Origin of the sequence: Ilumatobacter sp., assembly GCF_049588435.1 — a bacterium.
Taxonomy (GTDB): Bacteria; Actinomycetota; Acidimicrobiia; order Acidimicrobiales; family Ilumatobacteraceae; genus Ilumatobacter_A.
In genome coordinates, this window is record NZ_JBAVYV010000498.1 from 1 (window position 1) to 1,606 (window position 1,606).

1 protein-coding gene and 1 pseudogene are annotated in these 1,606 nt (G+C 64.9%); both read right to left on the reverse strand.

The features are described 5' to 3' along the window. Nucleotides 1-293, reverse strand: a pseudogene (locus tag WBV89_RS18660) (integrase core domain-containing protein); the annotation flags it as partial. A 7-nt stretch (nt 294-300) separates the two neighbouring features. Next, a partial coding sequence (locus tag WBV89_RS18665; RefSeq protein ID WP_423982835.1) for an IS30 family transposase occupies nt 301-1,606 on the reverse strand: 1,306 nt, incomplete at its 5' end.

Here is a 1,606-nt window from a genome sequence, read left to right on the forward strand (position 1 = left end):
GCGGTCTGTTGGTCAGCGTAGAACGCTGATTCGAATTCTGCTGGTGGCACGTCTCGACAGTGCGAGTGGAGCCGGTCCTCGTTGAACCAGTGCACCCAGCTCAACGTTTCCAGCTCGAGTTGGTCGACGTCGTCCCAACTTCGTGGCGCGTCGGGTCCGTGGACACACTCGGTCTTGTAGAGCCCATTCACGCTCTCGGCGAGAGCATTGTCGTAGCTGTCCGCGACAGTGCCGATCGACGGTCGGGCGCCGATCTCGTCGAGGCGCTCGGTGAAACGAACTGACGTGAATTGTCCAGGTTCAACCGGTCGTTGCAACACCAGCTTGAGGGGCAGAGCGTAGGTGCTCATCGAGTGCCTCGGCGGGTGTCTTCCAGCCGAGGACCTTGCGGGGCCGGGTGTTGATCGCATGGGCGACGGCTGCGATGTCTGCAGCGGTCCATTCCGTGAGGTCGGTGCCCTTCGGGAAGTATTGGCGCAGCAGACCGTTGGTGTTCTCGTTCGTGCCGCGTTGCCATGGCGATTTGGGGTCAGCGAAGAAGACCGGGATGTTGGTCTCGACGGTGAACTGGGCGTGAGCGGAGAGCTCCTTGCCTCGGTCCCACGTCAACGAACGGCGCAGCTGTTCGGGCAGCGTGCTCATCGAGTCGGCGAGTGCGTTCTTCATCGTGATGGCGCCGTAGCCGGCGAGAGCGGGCCCGTTCTTGGGAGTGTTCTTGTGCCGGTAACCGGGCTCTCGCGGGAGGTGGACGAGGATCGTAAACCGGGTCGTTCGCTCAACGACGGTGCCGATCGCGGAGCGTTCGAGGCCGATGATGAGGTCGCCTTCCCAATGGCCCGGGACAGCCCGGTCCTCGACCTCGGCGGGCCGTTCGCTCAGCAAGGTCTCCGGCGTCACATGAGCCCACGTCTTGCGACGCGACCGCTCCCGCGGAGCACGCAACGCTCGCCCGGTCCGCAGACACCAAACCAGCTCCCGCTTCAATGCGCCACGGCCTTCGATGTAAAGCGCCTGATAGATGGCCTCGTGACTGATCCGCATGGACTCATCTTCGGGGAAGTCGATCTTGATCCGATTCGCGATCTGTTCCGGGCTCCATGCTCGCGTCCACGCCCGGTGCTTGCGGTGAGGCTTGTTCATCCCCGTCCATCTCGGCGGCGGTGGCCCCTCGATCGTGGCGCCGTCCGGTCCGCTGATCTGCCCAGCGAGACGCTCTTCGACGTAGTGCCGAAGCCGCTCGTTCTCGACGAGCTTGGAGACCTTCGGACGTCGTGCCGCCAGGTCGGCCTTCCACTGCGCCACCGATGCCCGATACTCGCTCGTGCCGCTGCGCGTCGCTGCATTGCGACGCAACTCGCGCGAGATCGTTCCTGGGTTCCGGCCAACAGCGCGGGCAATCTCGCGAACTCCCTTGCCCTGGGCGCGCAGCAGAGAGATTTCCTCGCGCTCGGCAAAGCACAGGTAGCGGCCAGTCGGCTGCGCGTGAATATCGAACGGGGCCATGCCCCCAGCGTTGCGGAACCAACGTCCCCCGACGGCCTGGGCCACTCCGGCGACCGCCGAGGCTTCCTCGGGCAACAGGCCCTTCGCGATCGCGGCCCAGAAC